Source organism: Halonotius sp. GCM10025705, from assembly GCF_042662885.1.
GTDB classification, from domain to species: domain Archaea; phylum Halobacteriota; class Halobacteria; order Halobacteriales; family Haloferacaceae; genus Halonotius; species Halonotius aquaticus.
On record NZ_JBHSZD010000003.1, the window covers coordinates 90,345 to 113,982 of the forward strand.

Here is a 23,638-nt window from a genome sequence, read left to right on the forward strand (position 1 = left end):
AGTTGTCAGTTGATCGTGTGACCGATACAGAGAATACAGTTAGCAGCGGATTCATTGAACTACCGGCCACCGTTCTCGACAATTTCATAAGATTTTCATGTTTGTCGTGAACATAGACATGTATGTCTTTTCGCCGCTCTATAGCCCTTGAGGAGATGGTATGGCCGGCTGTCGAATCTGCTCTCGATAACGGCAATCGAACGGCAATTGTGGCCGTCGGTTCAATCGAACAACACGGCCCTCACCTGCCGTTGAATATGGATACGCTGGACGGTGACGAACTCTCACGTCGCATCGCGTCGGAACTGGGTGATGCTCTCGCTGCTCCAACAATTCGCCCTGGGTGTTCAGGCCATCATATGGAGTTTCCAGGGACGATTTCGGTTCCTCCAGAGACTCTCATGGACGTGATTCGGTCGTACTGTCAGTCTCTCGACGAGCACGGGTTCGAGTATATCGCCCTCGTCCCGACGCACGGTGGGAACTTCGGGCCGGTGAAAACTGTGGCTCCAGACATCGCCCGCGAAATTGATGCCACTGTGATTCCACTTGCCGACCTCGATGAGCACATGAGGCTGCTAAACGAGGGGCTCAGTAAAGCTGGCATTGAGTACGACCAAGACGTTATTCACGCCGGAGCTGCCGAAACGGCGATGGTGTTAGCAATCAATGAAGACCTCGTCAGGTTGGATGCTCTCGACCCCGGACCAGAAGGAGAAATCTCCCCAGCTCGTCTGCTCAGTGAGGGATTCAAGTCGATCACCGAGAACGGTGTTCTGGGCGACCCAAACAAGGCGACTGCTGAGGCAGGAGAAACAATCATCGAGACGGTCGTAGGGAAGTACGTCGAGTACATCAAAACCGAGCGCAAGGCAGTCTAGTCCGAAGCTTTTGCCTGAGAGATACGCGCCTTCTAGCTTGAACCCCTTTAATCGATAGATTCGATATAGAAGAGATCAAGCAGTGGGAGATGTAGAGGTTGTAGTTGGTCTGAGAACTGCGTTATCTTCTCCAAATATAGATCCATCAGAATATACGTAAAAACGACCGCTGCCATTGCAAGAACCGATACGAACTATTCAGCCGCTGTCATACGCAAGCCAACGGAACGATACGCTCGGTACAAACGAATTATCCAGACCCACGCCACACCAGAGAGGCCCAACAGGATCAATATTTGGCTGATTGACTCGGTAACTGTGTTCGTGAGCAATTGAGCGATGAGGATCGCCGGATAAAAAGCGAAGAACACAGCGAGAACCAATCCAATCCCTTTCAGATAGGTGAATAGATTCTGTTCCACTGTTTTGAATACGTCACTACCAAGTAAGCACCTCGGATCAATGTTTTTACTCCTTTGTTGACCAATCGAACCTACGTGAATCTGTGAGTCAATACATTCTCTATCGCTTGGTACAGAGGGCTTATTTGAGACCTCACACGAACTACTCTAATGCCCGCTACGTTCATCCGAGAGAAGCCTCTTCAAGCCCTCAAGCTTACTACTGTTATCGGTGCCCTCGTATTTGCGGTGGCTAGTCTGGTTGGGATTGTGCCCAGCCGAGGCCTCAACGGACTTCTATACCTCACGTTCTTCCCGTTCCTTCTCGCAATCATCGTCGGTGCTGAAGGATTGCTCGCGGGATACCGACTTGGACGTACTGAGGATCCGGTTGCCCAGCTCACTGCCCGGCGCAAGTATACCGCAATTCGAGCCACCGAGGTGATAGTGGTAATCGGCACCCCCGCAATCTTCTACGCTCTTATCGTTCAGCTCGGTGGTGAGGCCGCTGGCCCAGGGGCTATCGGACTGCTGTTTATTGGATTTGGCCTGGCTGTGTTGGCCTACGCCGCAGTGTTACTGCGGACGCTGACGGAGTTTTACTACTACCGCAAGCAGTCCGCTTCAAGGGGCTCATAGTTGCAGAGACCAGTGCAAGACAGAGAGGATTGATCTAACACGAGTAAGCGAATGAGATTCCGTCTGACTCAACGAGAATTTGAACATCTTCTCCATCTCGTGAACAGTTGACTGTGTCGGGGGCATATGCATGTCGTCTCTTGGTTTCACCATCTATGGAGACTACAAGGTAGTCAACACGATTTTCAACGCCCTTTGACTCGTCGCCCTGTCCTCCCGGCAATGCATACGTGTGGTCGAGCAGCAGGCTGCCATCTATCGCATAGACAGCTACCTGCAGGGAGACCTCCTGATCAGTATGGTTGCGGGGGATGATTTCGACGGTCGTTCCTTCTCCATCCTGTCCACTACCGACGCCGAGACAGCCGGATGTGACAATGGTGGTTCCAAGCGCAGTGGATAGGAGGGCGCGCCGTTTCATACGCAACCATCCTGCCTCGGTGGACTAATCACCTTTCACCGTCTGAGAAATATGCGCGTTTATTCCATCATTCGACTCATGATGGTCTTCTTAGAGTAACTTAAGCTGGTGACCGATACAGAGGTTATATTTTTTATCAGAGAAGCAAATACCAGCCGATGGGAGCCATACTCATCTCTCTAAGACAGGCTCAACGAGTAGACTCTCCTCAGAGTTGGACAACTAGTTGTGAATAACCGGAATCCGAAAGGTGAGTGTGCTTCCGTAGGCGGTATTCTGTGTCAATTCGACTGTTCCACCTAAACCAGTAATCCCCCAGTAGATCAGCCATAATCCGATCCCACTCCCATGTTGTAACGACGTTTCTTCATTGGCAACGATGACATCCCACTCTTCTTTCGGGATTCCGGGCCCGTTGTCAGCGATCTCAATGGTAATCTTGTCATCCCCATCGATCTGGTGGATAGTGATGGTGACGAGTGGCTCATCAGAATCATTGTGGGTGACCGCGTTCTCGATGGTTTCCCTTATCGCCAGGTTGAGTAATTCGCCGTTCTTGATTTGGAGCTCATTGTCTGCCGAGACACTGAGATCTATCGTCAACTCGGGGTACTCGCGGTGACAATTGTCGATGTAGTCGGTTACTCCTTTCAAATTAATAACGTGGTGTTGATCACGGGTCTCGATGAGTTCGCGAATCTGGTTTGTTTTTTGACTAAGTTGCTTGAGAGCCTCGGTGCGCTTAGTAATCGCTTCTACCGCAGTGGCAGTCGTCGGCGTGTCGATATTGGTATTTAATATTTCCACGTAACCTTCGATGACGTTGATCGATGTGCGAAGGTTGTGACGTAGCACACGATTGATCACGTCGAATACTTGTTCATTGAATTCCGTCTCAGAAATGTCGCGCTCAATGGCAACAAAGTGAGTGATCTCCTGATACTCATTTTGGATCGGTACAATCGTCTGGTTTACGCGATAGAGCTCACCGGATTTCTTCTGGTTAGTAAGCTCATTTGTCCATACATCACCAGCCGTGATCGTCCCCCAGAGCTTTTCGTAGAAGGCCTCATCTTGCTGGTCAGATTTGAGTAGTCGCGGATTTCGTCCGACAGCCTCCTTGGCTGTGTACCCTGTTGTCCGCTCAAAGGCAGGGTTGACGTGCTGAATAATCCCCTCACGGTCGGTAATAAACATGGCATACGGAGCAGCCTCGGCGTGTTTCTGATAAATGGTTTTTTCTTGCTGATAGAGCTTCATTTCTGAGACATCCTCTTGATAGCCAAGGAAGTGTGTGACGGTCGCATCTTTCCCGGTGATCGGTATGATTGTAACACGGTTCCAAAACATCGAACCATCGGCCCGGTAATTCCGAAGCACAACGCTCACGGATTCTTTGGCATCGATAGCAGCACGCATTTTGGCAACTGGTTCCTCCTCGGTACCCTCGCCTTGGAGAAGCCGACAGTTTTGCCCGAGTACTTCTTCTTCACTGTAGCCGGTTAATTTAGCGAACTCTTCGCTCACGTAGACAAGTGGCTCGTCGCTTTTGTTCGCATCCGCAATCGTTATTCCGACCGGAGCGGCATTCATTGCCCGCTCGAAGAGTGGTTCGACAGCGAGTTGCTGAGAAATATCGAGAAGCGTGGTTTGGAGCATCATTGTCTCATTCCACTCAACGGGCGATGTTACCATAACAATCTGACAGGCTGACCCATGAAGAGGAGCGATTTCGACGACCACCCCCAATGCCTCAGCTTCATCCGCTCTAATTCGATGAAAGTGATCAGTGAGCGTCTCATGATAGTTCTCACGGACGAAAGATAGCAGTGGCTTCCCAATGATCTCGTCTGGAGATTCACTGCCGAGTAACGAGAGACAAGTTTCGTTGGCGTATTCCACTGTGCCGTCACTGTGAACTACAAACGGATCTTTCTGGGCAGGAAGCGTCCTTTCGGTTGGGGATGGTTTGGTCATCGTGAGTGTACAGCTATACCGTCAATTGAGCGCACTACCGAAAATAACGATTACGTACCGTGTAAAAGTTAACAAACACATTTGATATATTATATATCCTTGGTGCAACACAGAGTTCTCTTGAGTACCTCCTGAACTAGCAATGAGTAATGCAAGATACGCGCTGTCTATTCAGCAGTTGGCGACTCAAAACATCCAGTAGTTGATAGACAGCTGAGTGACCGATGTAGAGGTAAACAGCAGTGACCTTTCATTTGAGGATAGAAAGCTTATGCCAGAAACCGAGAAGGCCAAAGTAGGCACTCGGAAAGACCCTTCAGGTAGGGGTACACGATTGGTCTTCCGATCCTCCACTGCAGATTTTTTGACGGCGATAACCAGTGATCGATAGATCCGAGGCTCGGCTATTGCATCGGACGGGCCCGCAGTATCACCACTTGACAAATCAATCACCGTTTGAACGGGAGAAATTTGATTTGTTGTGTGCTCAGCTGTTTTTCATCCAAACCAACCGCCAACCATTATTTCACACACGATAATACGGTATCATGAATCGGGGTACGCTCGTTGGAGCTGGACTGTGTTTCGTCGGGCTTATTGGCTACGTGGTCGGGATTTACGTCACGTATCCCGCCCGAGCGTTCACGACGACAGCGGTCATGGTCGGGATCACACTTGTCGGTATTAGCTACCGGAACCCAGCACGGGGGACTGCATGAACGTCCATGCAGTCGTATACACCCCCGATGGTGTCGAACGATACGACGAACTCGATGCTGCCGTCTCTGCGCCAGGGGAAACGTGGATCCACGCCTCAGCCGCCGACCCGACAGCGATGAACGCGCTCAGCGATCGTTTCGGTATCCACCAACTCGCTGTCGAAGACGTGCTTAACGAGGGCACACGCCCAAAAACCGAGGAGTATGAGACACACACGTTCGTCCTGATGAAGACGACCCAACTCAGCCAACGCGATGAGATTGAGTTCCATAAAGAAGTTCAAACCAGTTCGGTCGGCTTCTTCATCGGCGAGGACTGGCTGGTCACTATGTCGACGGGCGTTGACGCGGTCATCGATCCGACGGCTGCCGAATGGGATCGAAACGCCAGCCGATTTGCCGACCGCGGCACGGACTTCCTCGCTTACCGGATCATGGACGGGATCGTCGACGACTATTTCGATCTCCTCGACGAGATCGAAGACGACATCGAGGCGGTCGAAGAACAAGTACTCGAAGAGCCAGACCCGCAGATTCTCGAAGTTTTGAACGATGTCAGGCGGGATCTCCTCGCGTTCCGGAAGACAGCCTGGCCCGCCCGGGAGGCGATTGCCTACCTCTCGCGTGGGGACATCCCGCAGGTGGCCGACGCCAACGAGAAATACTTCCGCGACGTGTATGACCACTTGGTGCAGGTGGTCGACCTCATCGAAACATACCGTGATCTCACGAGTGGCTCACGGGACATCTATCTCAACACCGTCTCGCAGTCGACAAACGACGTGATGAAGACGCTGACCGTCGTCGCTACCATTTTTATTCCGTTGACATTCGTGGTCGGCGTCTACGGCATGAACTTCGCCGACTCGCCGTTTGCGATGCCCGAACTCTACTGGACGTATGGGTATCCTGCAGTGATGATCGGGATGGCGATCCTCGCTGGGATGTTACTTGTTCATTTTCGGCGACAGAACTGGATATGAGGTTTAGGGACCGTCTCCGGACTCCACTCTTCGAGTCGGTGGGTTTCAAGGAGTTTTGTTTCCCGATCGAAATAGATCGACGCTGCCTATGCGCTGTCTATTCAGCACTCGCCGAGTATTTCTATCCGGCCGGTGATGTGTGGTAGAGTGACCGATACAGAAGTTGAATTGGTCATGAAGACTGGTGCGGGGAATATAATCCGGACGACCGATCATGATGTCCATGGCCAGTGAAAAAGAAAAGATGCTGAATGGAGAGTTATACGACGCTGCCGCTCCTGAGCTTGTGGCTGACCGTGAACGTGCACGTGAGCTAACGAGACGCTACAATCAGACAACTGGAGATGACGGAGTTGAACGACAGAACATCTTGGAGGAACTGTTCGGCTCCTGCGGCGATGCCTGCGACATAGAACCTCCATTTCGCTGCGATTACGGGTATAACACCCATGTCGGCGAGAATTTCTATGCCAATTTTGATTGTGTCATCTTGGACGTGTGCCGAGTAGAAATTGGCCAGAACTGCCAGATTGCACCGGGTGTCCACATCTATACGGCGACGCATCCACTCAATGCGAGCGAGAGAACCAACGGATTAGAGTACGGCAAACCGGTGACAATCGGTGACAACGTCTGGATTGGTGGTCAAGCGATCCTCAATCCGGGGGTGACCATCGGGGATAACTCTGTTATTGCATCCGGTTCTGTCGTTACCGAGGATGTCCCAGATGATGTTGTCGTTCAAGGGAATCCAGCAACAGTAACCAAGGAAATAGAATAAGAGGACTTCTCTGCAAAATACGCGCTGACGATTCCTCACTCGGCGAATCATTCTATTCATTAGTTGATAGGTAATCGGGTGGCCGATACAGAGATAAGTTAGCGAGTCTCAGTCTGAGGCCACATGGAATTGCTCGGCGGAAGATGATTATGTACCCAGAATTTACCGTATGTTCATGTACCGAGCCGTTGGCTGGATCACAATTCTTGTCGCGGGCGCTTTGATAGGACTCAGTGACCTCGTTTCACAGTTTAGCAGCGTCCTTGGCAGTACAATGATTGGGCCGTATCCGTCTGAATTCCTTATTAGCAAATTGCTTCTTGTCATGGCTGTGTTGTCCGGGTTTATTGGAATATATGTTTTGATCTTACAATTTCTGCAACGAACGGCAACAAAACGCCGGTTGCATGATATTCGTAACATACTCCGGCTTGCATTTGGAACGACCGGACTTATCGTGGTTCTTGGTGTGCTGACAGATCAATGGATTGGGGTATTACTCTCATTTGGTGTGGTTGGCTTTGCGGTTACGTTTGCTCTCCAACAACCATTGCTCTCCTTGCTCGGCTGGTTCTATATCATAGTGAAGCGACCGTATTCTGTCGGCGATCGTATCCGAATTAGCGACACAAAAGGTGATGTGATCAAGGTCGATTTTCTCGTCACGACAATCTGGGAAATTGGTGGCGAGTTGATCTCAACAAACCAACCGTCTGGTCGTGTTGTGACTGTTCCAAATAGCGTGGTTTTGTCTTCAGAAGTAACCAACTTCGGCGGAGGTGGCTCACAATATGTGTGGAATGAAATACAGCTGCAGGTGTCCTATGAAACGGACATCGCTGTCGCCTCTGATATCATGGTTGAGGAGGCCACGGCGGTCGTCGGCACGGAGATGGCCGATTCTATCGCTGACTTTCGAGATCGTCTTGCGGATACGCCAGTAGAATTGGAGGTGAACGATGAACCAACTGTTAATATAACGCAGGGGGAGTCCTGGGTCGAGCTTCGACTTCGGTATATTACGCATCCTAGACAAGGTACACGGGTGAAAAATGAACTCTATGACCGCATCCTAGACCGGTTCAACGATCAGCCCACCGTGACAAGCTTCCCAGTCAGCCGAAATCGGTAGCTGTCGATCAGTTCAACTCCCAGGAAGAATATCTCCCAGTGCGGCACCGATTGACATAGGCACAAACGCGACGGTTACGCTTGCAATTGCCAGTGGCGTCATTGCCCAGTTAATTCGCCCCCATGCAGTCAGCAGCAATACTGCTGTGATGAATGAGATTGACAACACTCCGGCCAATCGCCGTGGGATCACTCCGAAGAGCCGGTGTTTGACGCGTACGTCTTGTATGTCTGCGATATACAGCACACCAGTCGTGAGTCCGATCGCAAACAACATTGTCCCGACCAGCGAGAGTGGGTGTGCGACAAGAAACCGGCCGACCTCTTCGGTGCCGCCTTCGACAGCCATTGGGATCCCAAACAGGAGGCTCCCAAGCAGTGCTTCAGCAGCATCGGCTCGATCAAACCCCCAAATTACCTGTCCAAACGAGCTGTCAGCGTTACCGGCTTCAACAGCCATCCGCATTACCTCTTCAACCTGTTCGCGTTCTTCGGGGGAATCAACAGTCTCAGCCAACAACTCAAGCTGATCAAATACATCACCGATATCGTGGGGCTCTTCGGATGGTGCCATACAGTGGGGTCTCACCGCTGATTACAAGAACTATCGGCTGCGACGAAAGTGATAAGCTTTCTATCACGGATCTTCAGCGTATAGATAATGGTTCAATCTGGCGTCGTCGGCCAGTTCATCGTGCTCTGTGCTTCGGTGGTAGGTTTGTGGGTCGGGGCTCGGCTCTTTGTCGATGCTGCTGTGCGGTTGGCCAAACAACTTGGACTCTCAGATCTAACGATCGGTCTCACGATCGTTGCATTAGGAACATCACTGCCAGAACTATCGGTGTCGATCGGAGCTGCAGTTGATGGGATCGGAGATATTGCTGTGGCAAATCTGCTTGGTTCAAATATATTCAATATCGGATTCATTCTGGGTGGATTGGCACTGCTGGGGGCGATTCCTATCACTCTATCACTGCTTCGGCGTGATGGAAGTGCTTTGATCGGGAGTACCGCACTCGGTGGGGCGATACTCTATGATCTGACCGTGACACGCATCGAAGGGCTGCTGCTCTTCAGTCTGTTGGGTGTCTACATGGCTTCGCTGGTGCGACCGAGGCAGGCTGAGGCATCAGCGAGCCCCACTGAGACACTCGGTGGTATTGCGGCCCCCTTACCGAGGTTGTTGAGTTTCGTGGGCGAGACATCGTATTCTGTATCCTTGGTATCGCTGTGGTCATACTCAGCGGCGATTTTTTGCTCAGTGCTGCCACTGGATTGGCACGGGGCGTCGGTCTCTCTGAGTGGGTTATTGGTGGCACGATTGTCGCGGCAGGCACGTCGACACCAGAATTTGCTGTCTCGTTAATCGCGTTTCAGCGTGGCCGCGTAGGAGTGTCTGTTGGGAATGTCATCGGCAGTAATGTGATCAATATCACCGGCATCATGGGTGTTGCCGCAGTCGCCTCACCACTCGCTGTTGATATGACAGCATTGCTGACGCTTGGTTGGTTAGGGGCCTTACTGTGCTAATCATCGGTGCACTCTGGACGGACAGAGTGTTTTCTCAGCTGGAAGGTGCTGTGTTTACTAGTATCGAAGTAGCTCGGTGGATTGTTAGATTGTTTGGTTGATATCTAATATTGCTCATCCCGGTTTTAAATCAGGAAATTGGATTTACTACAATGATTCTCGCCTACAATAGAGTTGATAAAGATACGAGCGCATACCCTCGTCTTTCCGTGAGTGACGAGCGATCCGACCGCGGTCGGAACCGAGGAGCGAACAGGCGGGGGTTGAGCGGACAGCAGAGTGTAACAGGCCACCGTTCTATTGCACTGCTGGATTTCCCACTGTTCCACTTTCACTTTGGATGGCTGAGAAATTTACCCAACATAGTCATACAATGGAGTACGCCACCGATGGCTGAACTCACGAAAACCCTTGAACTGAAGCTTGTAGATCCGAACGTCCACAAGCGACAGAAGCTTCGTGAGACGCGGGACGCCTACCAGCAGGCACTGCAGGACGCCTTCGCCGCTGGCTGTGACACACAGGCAGCGGCCAACGACGTAGTTGTCGAGTACGACCTGAGCGGTTACGCGAAAAACGCCCTCAAGAAGTACGTCCCACAACTCTGTGGGAACAGCTACGATGCCGCCGAGCTTCACGACGACCATCCGGTTCGGTTCACCAACGAGGGACTGCAACTTGACCATCAGCCACAGAACGCTATCGAGTGGTACGTCAAAGTCCCGCACCACGAGGATTACAACCTCTAGATTCCAGCACGCGCCAATCCCGAACAGCGGGAGTGGCTCGAAGCGTTGTACGCAGATGACGCCGAGATGGGTGAAAGTCGGCTGTTCGAGCGGGATGGAACGTGGTATCTCCACATCACCGTTACCCGCGACGTGGAGGACGAATCTGAGGCGTCCGCCGACGAGCGGACGCCGATAGGCGTGGACATTGGAGAAGCGAGTCTCGCCACGGTGTGTCACCGCGACGAGAGCGGTTCTCCTGTTCGCCCCGAACTGTGGGCCAACGACGGCAAGGCCGTTCGTCGGCTCCGCAAAACCTACTTCACCGCCAAGCGACGGCTTCAGTAGCGCGGCAGTGAGCGAATCACAGAGTCCTACGGCGACTCGCTGTGGGATCAGATTGACGATGTGTTCCACCGTGTAACCCGCGAGGTCGTGGAGTACGCCGAGTCTGTCGAGAACCCGGTACTGGTGCTGGAAGACCTAACGTACATCCGCGAGACCATGGACTACGGCGAGTACATGAATCGACGGTTGCACGGCTGGGGCTTCGCGAAGCTCCACGCCCAGATTCGCTACAAAGCCGCCGAGCAGGGGATTCCCGTCGAGACGGTGAATCCCCGAAACACATCGAAGACGTGTCACGCTTGCGGTGAAGTAGGCTCCCGGCCACGACAGGCGACGTTCAGCTGCTTGAACGACGGCTGTTGGGTCGGTAAGTATCAAGCCGACGTGAACGGGGCGATAAACATTGCAGATCGCTACCGTAGTGGAGAGAGTCACCGCCGAAGCGACCGGAGTTCCGGTCAGAAGGCCGGTGCCGATGACTCGGCTACGGATGGGGCCTCTTTGACCGGGCCACAAGACAGCCAAGCCGATGCTGAAACCCAGCAGCCGACGCTTGGAACGAATTCGTCTTGAAACCAACAGGTCGCGTCGCTCGGCCTGAAATCCCGTGGTGGGATTCCTCCGCGTTCACGCGGAGGAGGAGGTCAATACAGTAGGACAGTGTATTGGAGCCTCTATCGATCAAGTTTTCATTTTCATAATACTATAATTCGTATGAATACCTTTATACAGTAGTAAACATATATTAATATAGGTCAAAATAGAATGAAACTAAGCGTCAAACCACTCAACAGAGAAAGTGCCGGGCAGGGTATTGCGGCTATTGACCGGTCGGTCATGGAGGAACTGGGCGTGAGCGCGGATGATTTCGTCACCATTCAGGGCGAGTCGGGCACAGCAGTCGCCCGCGTCCGTCCCGGCCGGTCGGGCGACCGCCGACAGCAGGTGATCGGTATTGACGGGCAAATCCGCAAAGTAATCGGCACCCGAATCGATCAGCTCGTCGATGTTGCGCAAGCTGATGTCGAACCGGCAGCCGAACTCACAATCACACTCCCTGGTCGGCTTCGCATCAGCGGTGATCTCACCTCGTACATCCGTGAGAAACTCGCTAATCGTGCGGTACAGCCGGGACAGACAGTGCCGCTCGCGCTCGGCTTCGCCTCGCTGATGGGTCGATCCAACCGCCGCATTCCCATCCAGATTGTCGATACCGACCCGAACGGCACCGTGGTCATCACGCAGTCGACCGAGATCACGATCAGCGAACACGCCGGCGAGCCAGCCGATGCTGGTCGCGGTGAGGAAGCTCATGATAGCGCCGACGTGCCTGGCGTCACCTACGAGGATGTCGGTGGACTCGATGAGGAACTGGATCAGGTTCGCGAGATGATCGAACTCCCGATGACCCATCCGGAGCTGTTTCAAGCACTCGGTATCGAGGCACCGCAGGGTGTCTTGCTCCACGGCCCGCCTGGCACCGGCAAGACGCTGATCGCCAAGGCCGTCGCCAACGAGATCGATGCGAGCTTTTCGACGATCAGTGGCCCGGAGATCATGTCGAAGTACCAAGGCGAGAGCGAAGAACGGCTTCGTGAGGTCTTCGAGGAGGCCAGCGAGAACGAACCGTCGATCATCTTCATCGACGAGATCGACTCCATCGCACCGAAGCGTGACGATGCCCAAGGCGAGGGCGAACGCCGCGTCGTCGCCCAACTGCTGTCGCTGATGGATGGCTTAGAGGAGCGCGGCCAAGTGACAGTTATCGGGACGACCAATCGCGTCGACTCCATCGACAACGCACTCCGCCGTGGTGGCCGATTCGACCGCGAGATCGAAATCGGCGCACCGGATACCGACGGCCGAAAAGAGGTCCTCCAGATTCATACCCGTGAGATGCCGCTCGGGGAGGATGTCGACCTCGATCAGTACGCCGATAACACCCACGGCTTCGTCGGGGCCGATCTCGAAAGTCTTGTCCGCGAGGCGGCGATGAACGCCCTCCGTCGTGTGCGACCCGATCTCGACCTCGACGGCAACGAGATCGATGCTGAGACGCTCGAAAACCTGAGGTCACGGACGCGGACATGCGAACCGCACTCCGAGAGATCTCACCCAGCGCGCTCCGTGAGGTATTTATTGAGACGCCGGATGTCGTCTGGGACGATGTTGGTGGCCTCGCAGAAACCAAAGCGCGGCTGCAGGAAGCGGTCCAGTGGCCACTGGAGCACGGTGATGCCTACAAGCACTTCAATCTCCAGTCGACGAAGGGTATCCTGCTTCACGGCCCGCCGGGCACGGGGAAAACCTTGCTCGCCAAGGCCGTTGCGAACGAAGCCAACTCCAACTTCATCTCGGTCAAAGGCCCGGAGTTGTTCGACAAGTATGTCGGTGAAAGCGAGAAAGGCGTTCGGGAAATCTTCGAGAAGGCTCGGTCTAACGCTCCGACTGTGATCTTCTTCGACGAGATAGATGCGATTGCGAGCAAGCGAGGCAGTGGCGGCGACGATAATCAGGTCGGCGAACGCGTTGTCTCACAACTCCTGACAGAACTCGACGGGCTTGAGGAACTGGAAGATGTAGTTGTAATCGCGGCCACGAATCGCCCCGACCTCATCGATGACGCATTAACACGAGCTGGGCGCATCGAACGCAAAATCAAGGTTGGCGAACCCGATGAAGAGACCAGACTTGCGATTCTGGAGATTCACACGCGGGATCGACCCCTGGCCGATGATGTCGATCTCGACGGATTCGCGGCCGAAACTGAGGGCTACGTCGGTGCCGATCTGGCCGCCCTCTGTCGTGAGGCTGCGACGACGGCCGTTCGAGAGTATGTTCACGCCAAAGCCGACGGGGAGTCGACGCCGATCGAGGACCGTGTCATCACGCAGGCTCACTTCGAAGCGGCACTGGAGGACCTCACACGGGACGACGATGAACTCGATGGCGGTATCGAGGAAGTATAACCCACGGTTCGATCACGCTATTTGCACTTGAGTAAGGCGAAGGATCTAGTATTCCGGACTGCATGGTAAGAAGAGCACTACAACGCAGTCCATCCTTCTGAAGTTCGTCGAGAACGGCGAACCTGGGTTTGATACCAGCTGCCGGGATGGATAGCACTCACCCTAGAGGACGTTACTTCTGCAATGTTTCTTACTTATTATTGCATTTACCACACGAAACACAGAAATCTCTCTCACGACGAGCGTGGCTATGCTGTTACCGGCCACAGATTGAAGAGACAAAAGACAATTAAGATATGCTACACATTCTCCGTTTGATTTCAGATACAAGAGATGATACCATGAGAAAAGTAGGACTCTGGACAAACGTTGTCGGGCTCCTCGTTAGTGTTGTAGGCACCATATTGCTTTTCTTGCATACGACTGACCAGTACCATTCGGCCATACAGGATCTTGGATCGATTGCGGTGGCGTATCTCGGCCTCATTCTCCTCGGGGTGTCAGTATCAGTCACCGGAGTCGCACTACTGGTGTGGACGAACTCTGATTGATGTGGATCTCACGGCGTCCCGGTGGGCAGTGAAATAATTGAGCGACGAACCTGTGCCGTGTGTTTTCCACAGCGTCAGCGAACTAATAGCTAAATGAGGTTTTGAGTATTCCAGAGTATTTATACTAAAATGGGGTGTGAAATTTACTGTGACCACTATTCCAGAACCACAGTCTGTCGCAGACTACGTCGCAGACGGTGTACGTATCGCGGCAATAATTCTTATTTGGGGCGTGCTTGCTGCGTTTTTCACTTACGGTCTGACCGAACTCACAAGTTCTTTTGAGCGGGTCTTTACGCAGCTTGGGGAGTTATTGGTGATAGTAGGCTTCCTCAATGCCCTCCTCTACATCCTCTATCGCACTGTTGATTACTGGCACGAAACAGCGTGACGATGCCACTCATGTAGCGAACTGTTTGCTGAATAAGCGCCCGCTATTCATTACCCAAATCGTGAGTACGGTCTTGGATACTTCCTGTTGGATGAAGCAGCCTCACGATACCCACTTCTGGTGGCAGGTACTCACGCAGAATATCAACCAACTACAGACCATCACCCTCTGAAAAGGGGTATGACTGGGACGATCTGCGTGCGGAACTTAGGGAATCTGGTGTTCGGCCAATAATCACACACCGAGAATTCTATCCGCTGGATGTAGCGCACAACGCTCGCCATGAACACAATATCTACCGACGACGGTCGGTGGTTGAAGCTGCCTTCTTTGTGCTCTAGCAACGGTATGGTGACACTCTCAGAGCACGCACGTGATTCCGTCAATTCTGAGAACTCGTCTTGAAAGCGGCTGTAAGAATATCGAACTTGTTCTCTACCTTCGTCGATTTCAGGAGAAACACTCGCCGCGTGACTGAACCGACAGGGTTAATGACACTTCGAGGACAGTTTCCGGATGTGCCCTCCACGAAAGCACTCATTGGCTTGCTTATTGGAGTACTGCTGGTTATGCATCCAGTTGTCGGTAATGGTCGGTCCCGACACACAGTATTCGTATTCAGTAGCGGAGCTTGATTTCGCCGATAAAGAGAGTGTCGAGGAGCTGTACCGGACATCAAATGTAACATACGGATTCGGGAGTCAAGTTGAGCTCGTCCGAGAGGCGAGGAACGAGACACTCACACGGCCAAGATCTTCGCTCGAACCAAGGGTACTCGACCTTATTGATGTCCGATATCTGGCGGACGATGTCCACGACCACTATTACCGCATCCACGCATCTGTGACTAACGACACCTTTCAGCTGCAGGCGGCGAGAGTCTCAGGGGAAGTTGTTGCGAATCACGTGGCCGTCAGACCAGACGAGGCAGATCCCGTTATTAGGAAGGTACTCGATGGCCAGCAAACGGCATCAAAGCGTGTGAACGCAACAGTAGTTAGACAGGATGACCGGTACCTCTTGGTTCGGCCTGTTGAAACGAAACACGTATCAGATCCATTCGCGGTGGTAAAAATAGCCGGATACGCCCTTGGAATTGCCCTTATTATCGGATCATTAGTGAGGCTATTCTATCGGAACGAAGTTAATCCGAAGTGAAGATTCCTTCTCCCCACTTAATTCAGTATCTTTTGCATTACGCGTCTAAACAAGGCTCAGAAGTTGTATTCAGCAAGACTGTACCAAACGCACTCGTAAGCACACGAAAGGGTGTGATTCCCATTCCAGATAGTATGCGAACTCCAGAACCAATCCGGACTCTCTGTGCAGCATCACCCTTGACAGAGAGTGGAATCGTGGTACCCCCAAGCACAAGAGCCTATCTCGTCTACTGTGTGAAGAATTCCACATCGAAGTTAGGCCCCAAACTGATGATGAGAGACTCACTCTTCTCGCCTGTAGGATTCCAGCGAGTGGTGTGAGGGACGGTCTGTTGCTCCGTCTCAATGGATTCGAACGTGACTGTGACCTCGTAGTTCCCGGGGGAGCAACATCGGTGAGTGTCGAACGATAGGAGGTCGTCGGTGGTTGTCTCGTTCGCCTGTCATAGACGGTTTGCGGGTCGGAGAACAGTCCACTTTCGCTCTGAATAGATATCTCTTTCCAGACTTCCTGCCCAGTTTGATTGGCAATTTGGATGTTGGCACTCTCGGACGGAGAGGATGAACATCCAGAGAGGGGAACAATTCCCCCAGCAGCGATGATAACGGACCGCCGTTTCATTGCATGGAGTTACTCCCTCGGGCCCTAAGTGAGTGTTCGTACTGGCCCGCGTGTGACCGATTCGCGCTGTCTATTCATCACTCGAATTGTGATGGTATTCTTAGATAAATTTGAATTGGTGACCGATGCAGAGGTGCTATTCAGTCGGAAGCTCACAGTCCGTGATTTCGAAGCGGGCACCGCCGTCGGATCCTTCAGTCAACTCGATAGTCCAGTCATGACCTCGATGATCTGTTTTATAATATGCAGTCCAAATCCAGTTCCGTCCGGGTTCGTTGAGTACCCGGATTTGAACACCTCATCACGGTCGTTTGGTGGGATTCCTGGGCCGTCATCCTCAATATAGAAGCCATCGTTTAGTGTCCCGACGGTGACAGCCACATCCTCACCACCGTGTTCGATTGCGTTTCGCATGAGATTTTCAAATACCTGCTTGAGACGAGACGTATCAGCCAGAATCGTCTGGGTAGTATCGATAGTCATTGAAGCAGTGTCGGTTTCGACATTTGCCCAACACGTAGAGGCCAGCTCTGACAGCTCGACAGTCTCAAGATCACTCACTGCGTCCCCAACCCGAGCAAGTGTCAGCAAATCCTCGATGAGGGCTTCCATCCGATTATGGGAGCGTTCGATGGCGTCGAGATGCTCGCTCTCGTGGTCTTCCATAATTAAGTCCAACCGCCCCTGAGCCACATTCAACGGATTCCGAAGATCATGAGAAACGACGCTTGCAAAATCCTCTAACCGCTCGTTTTGATTTTCGAGTCGGGCTTCATACTCCTTGCGCTCGGTCACATCCCGCACGTTCGCAATCAGTAATTGATCCCCATCAATGTGGAGTGATGAAGCTGAGATTTCACACTCTAGTTGTCGCCGCTTTTACTCACACACCCGAATCGATCTGTCCGACCGCTGCCCTTCGCTTGCACATGGTCCAGAAAGTCACGATACTGGTCTGTCTTGTCCGGATGAACATCTGAAATCGCAACCGACGAGACGAATTCATCGCGTGTGTATCCGAGTAGTTCCTCAGCCTGTGGATTGACATTCTCGATTGCGTCGTTGCTCGGATCTAAGAGAAAGATCGCATCGTTGCTCTGTTCGAAAATCGTCTGGAAGCGACGTTTCTCCTTTTCGAGTTCCTGTTCAATCTGCTTTTGCTCGGTGATATCCTGCACCGTCCCACGAAGCGTTACAACAGTCTCGCCCTCAGTCACTGGGGTACCTTGAACTCGGAGCCAGCGGAGTTCGCCATCTGGTCGGTGGAACCGCACTTCCACGTCGAAGGAGTCTCCAGCGTCAAGTGCGGTTTCGACTGCGTTCTCGACAATCTGTCGGTCGTCCTCGTGATAGATATCTAGTGCCTCTTCCAGTGGTGGTTCCTCATCGTATGTGCCTCCCAATAACTCAAAGAGATTCTCGGTCCAGAACACATCATTCGTCTCCGCATCGATTTCCCAGCCACCGACATCTGCGATACGCTCTGTCTGGTCAAGCAGGTCACGGGTCCGTTCGAGTTCTAATTCCCGCTGTTTGTGGTCAGTGATATCGTGTTGGAACCCAACGTAATTGATGACAGAACCGGTATCGTCGCGAACCGGTGCAATAGAAACGCGATTCCAGAATTCAGTTCCGTCTTTTCGGTAGTTTCGCAGATGGACGGTGACAGGCTCTTCTTTCTCAATTGCTGTTCGAATTTTGTTGATCGGCTCGGATTCTGTATTCTCACCTTGGAGGAACCGACAATTACGCCCAAGTATCTCGTCGTCTGTATACCCAGTGAGAGTTCGAAAGCCATTGTTCGCGTAGATAACAGGATTGTCCGCTTGTTGGGGATCGGTAATAGTGATACCAACTGGAGCTTTATCCATCGCATGTTTGTTCCGATGAATCTCTTGTGTGCGCGTTTTCCGCTCAGTGATATCCCGAGCTACTCCGACGACAGCTTCAACAGACCCCTTGACAAGCAACGGAGTCAACTGATACTCTAAGACCGCATACCCACGTCTGGGAAACTCTGCGGACAGTTCACCAGTGAGTTTGTCTCTTTGACCATCAAGGAGCTCCTGAAATGGATCTGCATCGACAGCTTCCTCTCTAACGTATTCAATTAGATCACTCGATTCACCCCTCAGTGCCTCGCGGGTTGTACCGTACCACTCCGCTAAATACTCGTTGACGAGTTCGAATCGGCCGTCCTCATCATAGATGCAGGCGGGCTCTTGCATCGAATTAACCATCCACTCATACCGAAGCAGATTTTGATTACGTTCAGTACGAAGTTGTTGGGATCGATATGACTCAACGGCATTTATGATACGATTAGCCAGTGTCGTGTATTGGTCAGTCCCGAGTTCCTTTTGCAGATAGTCGGTTACGTCCAGTGAGATAGCCTCGGCTGCAATCGCTTCCGTCCCGTTGGCTGTATAGAGAATGAATGGAAGCTCAGGATACTCCTCACGGACTGTTTCAAGAAATTCGATGCCATTCTGACCGGGCATCTGATATTTACTCACGATGCAGTCGAAGTCGGCCGTATCAAGCCGATCCAAACTCTCACTGATACTCGGGATAGTTTCGACGGTGAACCGATCATTCTCACGTGTGAGCATATCGGCTGCCTCCTTTGCGACTTCCGGCTCACCATCGATATAGAGGACGTGAATACGCGCTGATTTGTGCATTATTATATATTAATGTTCTTGCTTAAAAAACAAAGGCTCTAATTTGCAGCAAAAAGAGTGGCACCAGATATTGATTTTATCAAGGTGAATGCCTTGCTGACACCGATTTCTTTCATATAATATCGCGCACAGAGATGTATTCGGTGGATGATATGAATTTTACACTCAGAACGTCAAAGATACACGCCTTGTATTCAGCAGTGGCCGATTCAGTCTATCCATTAGTTGATGGATAGCTGAGCAACCGAGTATCGGCTACAGATTCAGTACCTCACAAAACATCTCCAGCTAACTGCTGCTTACGGGTCAATTCACGCTAAACCAGTCGATGGAGTTGGAAGTTGACGGTCAGGCCGATCAAGTGATGAACCGAGCTGTCGCAGTCGGCGGTGGAGAGCCGCCGACACGACAGCGTTGCCACTGGCTGAAGCCCCTGTTTGCAGGGTGATTACCGTTCAACGCTCATGTGAAGCACGTTGTTGGTAGCACTGGCGAAACTCGTGTAGGGGTAGTAGAATCCCGCGTTCAGCTGGTGACAACCTTGATCCGACTCAGCCACAGCTGATTTTCAGCACTCCCTGAATCGCAAGACGGCTCTCCACCAACAATGTGCTTCACAAGAGCGACCGTTCAAATCGGTCGTCAGGTGGCCGATTGGCTGGGATCGACCGCCGCACTGACAGAGCGTTCCACGCTGCGCGGGTGATCATCTGAATGAATTCTACGAACGGCCACCACCAGAGGCGACGCCCGCCCCGGCGGGGCGTCGCCACATATTCCCAGTGCAGATATCGCCAGACATTCTGTAAGAGGAGGCTGATCACCACGAATAACAGCCGGCGAGTCTGATCGGTTGCTGTCGTCGAAATCAGTGATGACTCAGACAACCGGTAGGTCGCTTCGATGCCAAACCGCTTGCTGTAGTGCTTTCGTGCTTGCCGTGGAGTATCGATGAACGGCGCGTCAGCGGCGTAGCCGTGACGCGCTACCCCGTGTTCATCGTATCGGCCCATTTGGTAGGTGCAGTCGATCATCACCGGGAATTCGACGGTCCATTCGTGACCGTCGAATTCTGTTGTGAGGTCGTGCTCAATTTCACGACTCCAACCCTCAGAGAGCTCTTTCTTGATTGCATTGCCCCACTTGATGATCGGGACGACGTAGGCGTGGTTGTGCGCCTGCATCAGCGTGAGGCACTTGCCGTCGTAGAATTCACTGTCAACGTAGAGCGCTTTGACTTCGAAGTCGAAGTCATCAAGCAGTCCGAGGAACTCTGCGAGGACTTCGGCGGCGGTGTCGCCGTCTGTGAGACGGCGCACCGCCAACGTGTAGCGTTTGTTTCGGACTCGGGCGTACAGTGTGGCGTAGGCATGGAATGCAGTGGTTCCAGCCTTTGCCTCGTTGTAATAGAGGCCGTCAGTCTCGTCTCTATCACCGTAGTAGGGCCGCAGGTGGAGATCAATGACGATCTCCACCTGCTCGGGGAGCAACTCAAGCGTGTGTTCCTGTAGAAGCGTGTTTCCAGCCGTGCTAACGGTCTCAAGGTCGAATTTTGTCCTGAGGTGATGAAGGACGTTCGTCCCTGATGGGCTATCATTACTCCGGTCGCAGAGCGTAGAGATCGAGGTTCCGTCGGCGGTCGCGCCGACGAGAACCTCGTGGATGTCCTCGGGTTCGAAGTCAGCGTTTTCACCGAAACTCACGCCAAACGAACCATTGAGAGCGTTAACGAGGAAATTAAGGAGTTGGTCTTCATGGATTTCACCGTCTGCTTGCTGATTTTCGTTGTTCACACCTCGGCAAGCAGACCACTCAACTTACAGCCTTTGTGAGGTACTGAGTCTTGATTGACCGTCCCGGTCTTCCAAGGCATCGAAGGCGTCGTGGATGTGTTCGTGGAGCATCGAACTCTGTGTTGGACTGTTTTTGAAGCCTGTTTGAGGTAAGTGTTTGCGAGAGGATTGCCACGTGGTCGTGCTGCCTGTCTACGACGCAGACGCGTTCGCCGTCGACTTCTCAGCCTCGTTTTGCCAGTGAGTTATGGTCTAATTCCGACACAATCTTCCATTTTCAATAGAGGACTCACGACGGATTTTGAGGAAGCCGAGCACGTTGCCGAGCAGCACGGCTAGGTCGATCGAATGACAGACAACCAAGCCCACGAGTATCTCCAATACGCCGTTCTTCGGGTGCTCGAAGACGAGGCGTACCAGCTCCCAGCAGACTGGACGCCGACCGGCGGGGCGACCGTCGGCTACGGGAGCGATGAGCCGATGTTCGATAGCTAAGGCTCCAGCGAAAACTGGTGAGAGATCGTCCCACCTCAAGATGCGTGTACCCGCTTCCAGGTGTTCTTCCCAGACGGCCGTCTTCCTTTCTCGTAGGGTAGCGATTGAGCTACTCTACGAGACGGACTGTGTTCCCATCTCGTTTGACCCGGTCGAACGACGAGAGATACGCGATCCGGTCGTGAACCTCGTCGGTATCTAGTTCAAGTTCTGCGGCCAGTTCGTAGACTGCCATCGGCTCGTCGAGTACCTGGATGACTTCGAGCCCCCGGTAGTACCTGTTTGTGAGTTCTCGAACGCGTCCCTCAATGGGGGTGGTCACCCCGTACCGCTCCTCTAATTCCATCAAGGCCTCATTCGCGAATGTGACGAACTGGTCGTCACGCAGGCGTTCGATCTGGATGTCGAGTTCATCCCCAACAGCGTCGTAATCGAGGCCGGCCTGCACGAGCATATTCATGTCCTCGATGTCGTCATCACGGCCCGCGATCAGTTTGAACAGGAAGATATCCTCGTTGCTGACCAGCCGGACAGTCAATCGCTCGGTCATGAGGAACGGCTCGCTTCGCTCTTGCATGCCCTCGGTGAGGACGAGCTTGTTTGCCACCTGCTGGTTGAAGATATCGAGGCGACACCCATCGTCGTTCTCAACGCAGCTCGTGGCCCCCAACGCTCTGTAATCAGGATCGAGTGACTGGATCTCCGTATACCCGAGATCCATCAGGACACCCCACAGCTGCCCGTATGCGTCACCATGCGCGAGGACCAGGTCGATATCTTTCGTCGCCCCTTTGAGGTCACGCAGCGACATCGCACCACCACCGATCAGGTAGACTGTGAGCGGTTCAGATATTCCATCGTCTATGCGCTTGAATTCGTTCTCGATGTACTCGCGTCCGAATGTTGGTCTCATGGTGGGAGTGACACCTCATAATCAGCCGCCAGATCCCGGAACTCGTCCCATTCCGGGAGACGGTCGTCGTCGATATCACCGTGCGTCTTAAGATAGCTCAACAAGGCGTCGATTTCGTCTTCGAGGTCATACTTCGCCGCCTGCCTTCGGAGATTCTCCTCGTCAACATCGACGTGGCTGAGCAAGAGGAGACAGTACGATCTGTGGCGACTGCCGTCGTCGATCAGCAGCGTATGACAGCAGAGCTCCGCCGGCGAGACTTCGTCAAGTTCCTCGGAGTAGACGTAGTAGCGGCGGCTAGTTAGCAGGAATTGGAGGTCGAAGGCTGCGAATCGAGCGAGTCCGGTTGCATGGAATCCTCCTTCGTCGATCTCCACCTCAGCTTGGGCAAGAAATTCGTCGTAGTCCTCCCAAAGAATTGTCCCCTTCGGGGCGACGGAATCGAGCCTGCGGCGATGTGAATGGTGTACGAGTTCACATGCGAATTCGTTGAGAAGGTCGAAGTCGGCGTTGAACTCATAGTGACCATCGGCCGTCCCGACGAGACCCCGGTCACGTAATCGCTTGAGCACTCGGTTGACCGTGTTGCGGTAGTTGTCGCTGAGGTCTGCGATCTCGGCGACGGTTCGCGGCTGGTCGAGATAGTATAATACCTCAAGAGACTTTCCAGTCACCAGCCAGAGAACCCAATGTGGGAGTGTTGGCGGACAAGATCCTGGTAGATCTCAACAGCGCGAGCGTCAGATGGGACGACCCGTTTTCGGCGGCCATCTCGTTCGGTGTAGACGAGGCCCTTCTCAGTCAGGTCGTTGATAGCACGAGATAAGTAGCTCTCGCTGTGGTCGAGTTTTGTTGCGAGTTCGGAGATCGTGTCGCCGCGGTCGACCGTGGCGAGGACATCGAGTTCGATACGGCGAAGCACAGTATAACATATTACGAAACTCATATATAAATTAGTTTCGAGTAATGTTACATTCAGGGAGGAATAGAAGCCGGTTCACGTCGTCTTAACCAACAAAATTATGATCTAGCAGACCCTGTTGGTTAACACAAGGGCAATCGATGTCGTACGAACCCCCAACTCCACCGGCGGAACTCCAGACAGATATCGTCAACACACTCAACAGTTACTCCCCAGACCAGCTCCAGCATGTCGCACGCTACGCCGAAGAGCTAGCAGAGCACAAAGCTCGCGAGGCCCGTCTCGAAGAAGAGTCGGATGACGACGAGATCGAAAAACGACCAGATAATCTCCCAGACGATGTCCCGTCGAAGGCCACAATCACGATCAAGGAAATCAACGACAACCGCTACTACTACTGGCAGTGGAGAGAGGGAGACAAAGTCAAATCCAAATATAAAGGCCCAGTCAGTTCCGACGAGTAAGCCACCAACGTACGGGATATCGTGGGATCACATACCCCGTGTGCAAAGTGAATTTACGGAGGAATTCGTGTCTTCTTCCCCCGTGTGCGAGATAAAATTCGAACGGTAGAAATCAAGAGAATCGGATACTGAAGC

At 52.7% G+C, this 23,638-nt stretch carries 16 protein-coding genes and 5 pseudogenes; 13 read left to right on the plus strand and 8 right to left on the minus strand.

What is annotated here, in order from left to right:
- Positions 1–122 precede the first annotated feature (122 nt).
- Both ACFQJB_RS14780 and ACFQJB_RS14785 read left to right on the plus strand, forming a co-directional pair.
- The gene (locus ACFQJB_RS14780) at positions 123–881 is read left to right on the plus strand and encodes a creatininase family protein (protein ID WP_379728624.1); all 759 of its coding nucleotides are present in this window, start codon (positions 123–125) and stop codon (positions 879–881) included.
- Between the two features lie 572 nt (positions 882–1,453).
- Entirely contained in the window at positions 1,454–1,921 is a 468-nt protein-coding gene (locus tag ACFQJB_RS14785) for a hypothetical protein (protein WP_379728626.1), read from the plus strand.
- 34 nt (positions 1,922–1,955) lie between these two features.
- Here ACFQJB_RS14785 and ACFQJB_RS14790 read toward each other — a convergent pair whose 3' ends face one another.
- Positions 1,956–2,342 (minus strand): hypothetical protein, encoded by a 387-nt coding sequence (locus ACFQJB_RS14790; RefSeq protein WP_379728628.1) that lies wholly within the window; start codon positions 2,340–2,342, stop codon positions 1,956–1,958.
- Positions 2,343–2,564: 222 nt separating this feature from the next.
- Positions 2,565–4,319, minus strand: a complete 1,755-nt coding sequence (locus ACFQJB_RS14795; protein WP_379728630.1) for a PAS domain-containing protein — start codon at positions 4,317–4,319, stop codon at positions 2,565–2,567.
- A gap of 715 nt (positions 4,320–5,034) precedes the next feature.
- On the opposite strand from ACFQJB_RS14795, the gene corA reads away from it, so the two are divergent.
- The 3 genes from corA (at position 5,035) to ACFQJB_RS14810 (ending at position 7,934) form a co-directional block, all read left to right on the plus strand.
- Positions 5,035–6,021: a magnesium/cobalt transporter CorA gene (gene corA, locus ACFQJB_RS14800; RefSeq protein WP_379728632.1), complete on the plus strand. Its 987-nt coding sequence runs from the start codon at positions 5,035–5,037 to the stop codon at positions 6,019–6,021.
- Positions 6,022–6,244: 223 nt separating this feature from the next.
- Entirely contained in the window at positions 6,245–6,802 is a 558-nt protein-coding gene (locus ACFQJB_RS14805) for a sugar O-acetyltransferase (RefSeq protein WP_379728678.1), read from the plus strand.
- Between the two features lie 175 nt (positions 6,803–6,977).
- Entirely contained in the window at positions 6,978–7,934 is a 957-nt protein-coding gene (locus ACFQJB_RS14810; protein WP_379728634.1) for a mechanosensitive ion channel family protein, read from the plus strand.
- A 12-nt stretch (positions 7,935–7,946) separates the two neighbouring features.
- Here ACFQJB_RS14810 and ACFQJB_RS14815 read toward each other — a convergent pair whose 3' ends face one another.
- Positions 7,947–8,507: a DUF2391 domain-containing protein gene (locus ACFQJB_RS14815; RefSeq protein ID WP_379728636.1), complete on the minus strand. Its 561-nt coding sequence runs from the start codon at positions 8,505–8,507 to the stop codon at positions 7,947–7,949.
- A gap of 87 nt (positions 8,508–8,594) precedes the next feature.
- Between ACFQJB_RS14815 and ACFQJB_RS14820 the strand changes: the two are divergent.
- From ACFQJB_RS14820 to ACFQJB_RS14845, 6 genes and pseudogenes are all read left to right on the plus strand, one after another.
- Positions 8,595–9,564, plus strand: a pseudogene (locus ACFQJB_RS14820) (sodium:calcium antiporter).
- Between the two features lie 288 nt (positions 9,565–9,852).
- Positions 9,853–11,112 (plus strand): annotated as a pseudogene (locus ACFQJB_RS14825) (RNA-guided endonuclease InsQ/TnpB family protein).
- Positions 11,113–11,304: 192 nt separating this feature from the next.
- A pseudogene (locus ACFQJB_RS14830) lies at positions 11,305–13,508 on the plus strand (CDC48 family AAA ATPase).
- 699 nt (positions 13,509–14,207) lie between these two features.
- A complete protein-coding gene (locus tag ACFQJB_RS14835) occupies positions 14,208–14,450 on the plus strand; it encodes a hypothetical protein (protein WP_379728638.1) in 243 nt (80 codons plus the stop codon).
- A 64-nt stretch (positions 14,451–14,514) separates the two neighbouring features.
- A pseudogene (locus ACFQJB_RS14840) lies at positions 14,515–14,824 on the plus strand (transposase); the annotation flags it as partial.
- A gap of 214 nt (positions 14,825–15,038) precedes the next feature.
- Entirely contained in the window at positions 15,039–15,608 is a 570-nt protein-coding gene (locus ACFQJB_RS14845; RefSeq protein ID WP_379728640.1) for a hypothetical protein, read from the plus strand.
- 822 nt (positions 15,609–16,430) lie between these two features.
- Here ACFQJB_RS14845 and ACFQJB_RS14850 read toward each other — a convergent pair.
- From ACFQJB_RS14850 to ACFQJB_RS14860, 3 genes are all read right to left on the minus strand, one after another.
- Positions 16,431–17,036 (minus strand): sensor histidine kinase, encoded by a 606-nt coding sequence (locus ACFQJB_RS14850; protein WP_379728642.1) that lies wholly within the window; start codon positions 17,034–17,036, stop codon positions 16,431–16,433.
- Between the two features lie 59 nt (positions 17,037–17,095).
- On the minus strand, positions 17,096–18,916 hold the full coding sequence (locus tag ACFQJB_RS14855) for a PAS domain S-box protein (RefSeq protein WP_379728644.1): 1,821 nt from the start codon (positions 18,914–18,916) through the stop codon (positions 17,096–17,098).
- 614 nt (positions 18,917–19,530) lie between these two features.
- Positions 19,531–20,709 (minus strand): ISH3 family transposase, encoded by a 1,179-nt coding sequence (locus ACFQJB_RS14860; RefSeq protein WP_379728646.1) that lies wholly within the window; start codon positions 20,707–20,709, stop codon positions 19,531–19,533.
- A 348-nt stretch (positions 20,710–21,057) separates the two neighbouring features.
- On the opposite strand from ACFQJB_RS14860, the gene ACFQJB_RS14865 reads away from it, so the two are divergent.
- Positions 21,058–21,204, plus strand: a complete 147-nt coding sequence (locus ACFQJB_RS14865; RefSeq protein WP_379728680.1) for a hypothetical protein — start codon at positions 21,058–21,060, stop codon at positions 21,202–21,204.
- 109 nt (positions 21,205–21,313) lie between these two features.
- Here ACFQJB_RS14865 and ACFQJB_RS14870 read toward each other — a convergent pair whose 3' ends face one another.
- Together ACFQJB_RS14870 and ACFQJB_RS14875 are read right to left on the minus strand one after the other, a co-directional pair.
- Positions 21,314–22,117, minus strand: coding sequence for a DUF6036 family nucleotidyltransferase (locus tag ACFQJB_RS14870; RefSeq protein WP_379728648.1), 804 nt, complete (start codon positions 22,115–22,117; stop codon positions 21,314–21,316).
- A pseudogene (locus ACFQJB_RS14875) lies at positions 22,114–23,039 on the minus strand (MarR family transcriptional regulator). The gene ACFQJB_RS14870 and the pseudogene ACFQJB_RS14875 overlap by 4 nt, the downstream one beginning before the upstream one ends.
- A gap of 140 nt (positions 23,040–23,179) precedes the next feature.
- Here ACFQJB_RS14875 and ACFQJB_RS14880 point away from each other — a divergent pair.
- The gene (locus ACFQJB_RS14880) at positions 23,180–23,503 is read left to right on the plus strand and encodes a hypothetical protein (RefSeq protein WP_379728650.1); all 324 of its coding nucleotides are present in this window, start codon (positions 23,180–23,182) and stop codon (positions 23,501–23,503) included.
- The last annotated feature ends 135 nt before the right edge of the window (positions 23,504–23,638 follow it).